The organism is Fodinibius sp., from assembly GCF_041642155.1.
GTDB lineage: Bacteria > Bacteroidota > Rhodothermia > Balneolales > Balneolaceae > Fodinibius.
Window position 1 is genome coordinate 1 of record NZ_JBEPWZ010000185.1, and the last position, 5,802, is coordinate 5,802.

The following is a 5,802-nucleotide window of genomic DNA, read 5'->3' on the forward strand; positions in this document are numbered from 1 at the left end:
AGGGCAAATACATGTATTACGAATTGGCAGGCCAACATGTTTTTGATACCTGGCGTGCGCTCCGACGGCTTGGGTTTACACAAAACAAGGAGATTAGCAGGCTGCTGAACGATTACAGAAATCGCCGTAACAGCTTAAAAACCATCAGCAGTGATGAGCTCAATGAAATGATGAGCCGCCAGGAAATTTATGTTATTGATGTGAGACCCGAAGAAGAGTATGAGAAAGGACACATAGAAGATGCGATCTCATGTCCCCGGCAAGAGCTGAACGAACATATTAAAGACCTGCCGGAGGATAAGGAAATTGTGGCGTATTGCAGGGGACCCCTGTGCCTGATGGCAGATGAAGCGGTCAAGTATCTGCAAAAAGAGGGGTTTGAAGCTGTCAGGCTCGAAAGCGGATATGCCGATTGGGCAGCAGGCTGCAAGACCGTGGAAAATACCGAAAAAACGAATGAACAAAAACCAACGAATAAAGCATAAAGTTATGAAACCAACCATATTAGTTTTAGGTGGAGGAATAGGGGGAGTCAGTACGGCCAGGGAATTGAGCCGTCAAATTGGCAACGAAGATGGTATTAACCTGGCCAGGATCCTGGTCTTTGAAAAAGAGAAAAGCAGTCTGTATGCCCCATCCCTTACATGGATGATGGTCGGCAAAAGAGAAGAAGGGCAGGTCTACGGGGATCTGTCCAACGTCGAACTTGGTGGTATTGAAGTTATCTACGGAGAAATAGCATCCATCGACCCAGAAAATCGAACCGTTACCTCCAATGACAGGGAGTACAAGGGAGATTACATGGTGATCTCTCTTGGCACGAAACTGACGGATACTCATGATCTCAGCCGATATGGCCACAATTTCTATACCTCCGCCGGGGCCTCTTCTTTCTATGAAGATTTAAAAAAGTTTGGTGGCGGAGAAATAGCTGTAGTGGTGTCTTCACTGCCTCATAAATCACCGGTAGCTCCTTATGAAGCCGCATTACTTATAGAGGGGTATACACGGGAGAAAGAAATTCGCCAGAATACCAACATCACGCTTTATACCCCGGAACCCGAGCCGATGGATTTCGCCAGCAAAGAAATTTCTGAGAAGGTCCGCCGTCTGATGAACGATAAAGGCATCAATTACAAGCCGGAGCATGAGTTGACTTCATCCGGTAAAAACAGCCTTACCTTTTCAACGCCTGAGGGTACTACCGCAGCGGCTCCATTTGATCTGCTCGCGTTTACGCCCAAACATACCAGTCCGGATATCATACAAGAGGCAGGACTAACCGGGACATCCGGCTGGGTCGAGGTGGATAAGCAATCCCTGGAGACATCCTATGAAAATGTATATGCCATAGGCGATATTATTTCATTTCCGATCGGTGATGGAAAAATGCTGCCGAAGGCCGGCGTATTTGCACAGTACCAGGCGGATACGGTGGCCCACAATATTGCCCGAATGTTACGCGGAGAAAAACCTAACAAGGCATTTGAGGCAAAAGGATCGTATATCCTGGATCAGGGTGATAAAGCCAGCAAAGTTGACGGCAGCTTTGAGGCTGAAAATCTGAATATCAAAACCTCAAGCATGATCAGGCACTGGGAAAAAGTACTCACAGAAAAAACCTGGTTCCTGAAAAATTTCTAATCATCTTACAGATCTAAACATGATGCCATCAGCCCTTTGCCAATTAAAGCGGTCCCGAAAGAATTCAGATTGTACAATCCGGGATTTTACGAGCGTGCATTCCATGTGCCAAGAATCCAGCAAGGGTTTTCAATCCACAACCAAAAAATTAACTTTTAACATGAATTTTAAACATTCATATGTACCAAAGGTATATTTTTTGCTGCTAATCTTATTGTTGCCGGTGTATTCGATGTCACAGGATATTCCGGCCGACTCGGATAAACCCCAACTCTTTCTTTCGCTTCAGGAAGCCATGGAACGCGTCCGGGAGCAAAATTTCGACATTGGACAGGCCGAATATGACGTCGATAAAATCCGGGGACAATACCGTCAGACCAACGCTGCCTTTTTACCACAGCTGTCCATCGAGGAGACTGGTGTTTCAACCAATGATCCGCTGAATGTATTTGGTTTTAGATTGAAGCAGGAAGCAGTGACACAGGCCGATTTTAATCCCTCGCGACTAAATGATCCGGATGCTTATGATAATTTTACCACGAAATTTGAACTGCGTCAGCCGCTGCTCAATACCGACATGCTTCTCGAGCGAAGTGCGGTAAAAAAACAACTGGAGGCATCCAAAGAGAAGCTGAAGGGCACCCAAGACTATGCGCGTTACCAGGTAAAAGACACCTATTATCAGCTACAGCTGATGAATAACAGGCTGTCGGTGATTGACCGGTCGCTTGAAACGGCGGAGGAAAATGAACGCCAGGCCAAAAATCTCTATGACCAGGAGATGATTAATAAGGCCGATTACCTGGCCGCAAACGTTCGGGTACTGGAGCTCGAAAGTCAGCAGTCGAAGGTGGAAGATCAGCTGCAGACGATACAGGACAACTTGCGATATCTGTTGAATATGGATGATGAACTCACCATTGTACCGACCGATAGCCTGCAGGTGCGCCCAGGGTTATCCGATGCTATGATTGATCCCGAAAATACGGACAATGCCGGGGTGCGGGCAATGGAGCACCGCGTTTCTGCAGCCAAACAGATGCTGAAGGCTTCGAAATTTAATTTTATGCCGAGCATTAATCTTTTCGGCAGCTATGAATTTAATGATGAGGTTCCTTTTGGCACGCAGGGCAATAGCTATATGATCGGCGCTACGCTGAAATGGAACCTGTTCAGCGGCTTCAGCAATATCGGGAAAGTGATGGAATCAAAGGCGGAGCTGAAACAGGCAAAGCTGGCGTATGAGAGTAAGATTTTTAGAAACAAGCTTGATATTCAGCAGGCCCTGCGTTCGCTGGACCAGGCCCGGTCACAGCTTCGCTTTGCCGAATCATCGGTAATGCAGGCGGACGAAGATTATCGTATCCGAAACAACCGGTATGAGCAGGGCATGGAAAAAACGACGGATCTGTTATCTGCGGAGACAAGACTCCAGGAAGCCAAATTCCAGCGGCTGAACGCCCTGTATCAGTACAATCTAAGTATGGCAACACTGGAGTTGCTGCTGGAACAGGAACGGGTTTACTAGTTCAATGTTCTTAAGAAATCTATTATAACATAAAACAAACAGGACCATGAAAAAAGACATGATGAATATTTCAGGCAGGCTTTTATCTGCTGTTGTAGTACTAACACTTGTCGGGGCTGCGTGCAGTTCTTCTGATCAATCGGAGCCGCCGCAGGACCAGCCGGTTTCTGTCGTCACAAAAACCGCGGATTTGGCACAGGGATCAGCATCCCATCACTTTTCGGGTACGGTTACCAGTGACCGAACGATAAATATAAGTACCAAGGTGATGGGGCGTATTACACAGCTTGACCTTGAAGAAGGTGATTATGTACAGAAAGGGGAGGTATTGGTTCGCATAAAGGATGATAACTTGCAGGCACAGAAAGGCCAGGTGGAATCGAGCTTGATGGAGGCCAGTGCGTCGCTGGAAAATGCGGAAACGAATTATAATCGCATTAAAAACCTGTATGAGCAGGAAAGTGCGACCAGGAAGGAGCTCGACGATATTTCGACCGAATACGAAATGGCCAAAGCCGGGGTTCAGACGCTGGAAAGCAAGCTTTTGGAAATTGAGGATATGCTCGATTATACCCTGATGACTGCGCCCTTCGACGGCTATGTGGTTTCCAGGATGGCCTCAGAAGGAGATATGGCCGGGCCGGGACAACCGATTATAGCTTTTGAGCAGGAGGATAGGATGAAGCTCAAAGTTACGGTTCCCGAAAGTGAAATATCGCTCTTTAATCTCAACGACACCGTATCTGTAGATATTAAGGCCGCCGGGTATAACAATGCCGGAGGGGTGGTGGCTAATATCAATCAGTCCGGCAGTCGCGGGAGCCGACAATTCTCGGTGGAAATTATGCTGCCCGAACTGCCTGAAGATTCAGGCGTCAAATCAGGCATGTATGCCGAGATAGGACTTGCTTCGGACAAAGAGCGTGCTATTACAGTTCCGCAATCGGCTATTATTGAACGGGGCCAGTTAACCGGTTTATATACGCTCAATGATGATTCCGAAGTAGTACTCCGATGGGTGCGGCTGGGGGATGCCAGTGGTGATCAAGTAGAGGTTCTGTCCGGGTTGTCCGAGGGAGAAACGTTTGTGGCTTCGGTCGATCAGCGGCTGCGCGAAGGCCAGAAAGTCAGCACACAGTAATAACAACGATTTAGCAATAGTATTATGAAAACCGGAATTGCAGGTAAAGTAGCGCAGGGCTTCATCGACTCGAAGCTGACGCCTTTGTTAATGATTGTATTCCTTGCGTTGGGATTTTACGGGACCTATTTAACGCCGCGGGAAGAGGAACCCCAGATTGACGTTCCAATGGCCGATATTTTTGTCGGCTACCCGGGGGCGACACCCGATGAGGTAGAGAAGCGAATTGCCATTCCACTGGAAAAAGTGCTTTCAAATATTGAAGGCGTTGAATATGTGTATTCCACGTCCATGCCCGATCAGGCGATGGTCTCGGCCCGATTTTATGTGGGCGAAGATGTAGAACGCAGTTTGGTTCGCCTGTATAATGAGATCATGAAAAATATGGACCGGTTTCCCGAGGGGGCCACCCGGCCCATGGTGAAGACGCGTTCCATTGACGACGTCCCGATAATGACACTGACGTTGTGGAGCGATACCTACAGCGATTTTGAAATTCGGCGCATAGCCGATGAACTGGCCCTGGAGGTTAAACAGATCGAGGATGTGGCACAGACGGATATTCACGGGGGACGAACCCGGCAGGTGTCGATCGATCTCAACAAGAATAAAATGGCCTCGTACGGTATCGATCCGATGCAGGTAGTCGGACAGATACAGGCGGCCAACCAGGAATTGTCTTCGGGCTCATTCAGTAAAAACGACACTGAATACCTGGTAGATACCGGCGACTTTTTTAAATCCGCAGATGAGGTGCGAAACGTCGTTGTAGACGTACAAAACGGCGATCCGATTTACCTGAAAAGTATCGCCGATATTCGTGACGGGCCGGAGGAGTCCTCCGAGTACGTTTCGTATGGAATTGGGTATGAAAAAGCCCGGGAGAGTGGTTTGAACCGGGGGGAATCATACCCTGCCGTAACCATATCCATAGCCAAGCGCTCCGGGGCCGATGCGATGAATATCGCCGAGAAAATTGAGAATAAGGTTGGCCAGCTCGAAGGAACCCTGATTCCGTCTGATGTGAATGTAACCACTACCCGGAATTATGGAGAAACGGCATCCGCCAAGGTATTCTCGCTCCTGGAGCACTTGCTGGTGGCTATTTTAGCCGTAACCTTTGTGGTGGCGCTGGCCCTGGGATGGAGAGGCGGCCTGGTTGTATTCCTGTCCGTACCCGTAACCTTTGCGCTCACGCTCTTTTTATACTACATGTTTGGCTATACACTTAACCGAATTACCCTGTTTGCGCTGGTTTTTGTAACCGGTATTGTGGTGGATGACTCGATTATTATTGCCGAGAACATGCACAGGCACTTTAAAATGAAGAAACTCCCGCTCAAGCAGGCGGCCATTGCCTCCATCAGCGAGGTGGGGAACCCGACGATCCTGGCAACGTTCACCGTAATTTCGGCGGTGCTGCCTATGGCGTTTGTATCGGGACTGATGGGCCCATATATGAGTCCGATGCCGATCGGGGCTTCACTGG

Annotated in this window: 5 protein-coding genes; all 5 read left to right on the forward strand. The window is 48.4% G+C overall.

Going from position 1 to position 5,802, the window contains the following annotated elements; all coding sequences use genetic code 11:
• A partial coding sequence (locus tag ACESLU_RS10515; RefSeq protein ID WP_372638606.1) for a rhodanese-like domain-containing protein occupies positions 1 to 485 on the forward strand: 485 nt, incomplete at its 5' end.
• 4 nt (positions 486 to 489) lie between these two features.
• Complete coding sequence (locus ACESLU_RS10520) at positions 490 to 1,644, forward strand: NAD(P)/FAD-dependent oxidoreductase (RefSeq protein WP_372638607.1); 1,155 nt, start codon at positions 490 to 492, stop codon at positions 1,642 to 1,644.
• 232 nt (positions 1,645 to 1,876) lie between these two features.
• A complete protein-coding gene (locus tag ACESLU_RS10525; RefSeq protein ID WP_372638608.1) occupies positions 1,877 to 3,172 on the forward strand; it encodes a TolC family protein in 1,296 nt (431 codons plus the stop codon).
• Between the two features lie 46 nt (positions 3,173 to 3,218).
• Positions 3,219 to 4,313, forward strand: coding sequence for an efflux RND transporter periplasmic adaptor subunit (locus tag ACESLU_RS10530; protein ID WP_372638609.1), 1,095 nt, complete (start codon positions 3,219 to 3,221; stop codon positions 4,311 to 4,313).
• A gap of 24 nt (positions 4,314 to 4,337) precedes the next feature.
• The coding region (locus tag ACESLU_RS10535) for an efflux RND transporter permease subunit (protein WP_372638610.1) at positions 4,338 to 5,802 on the forward strand (1,465 nt) is incomplete at its 3' end.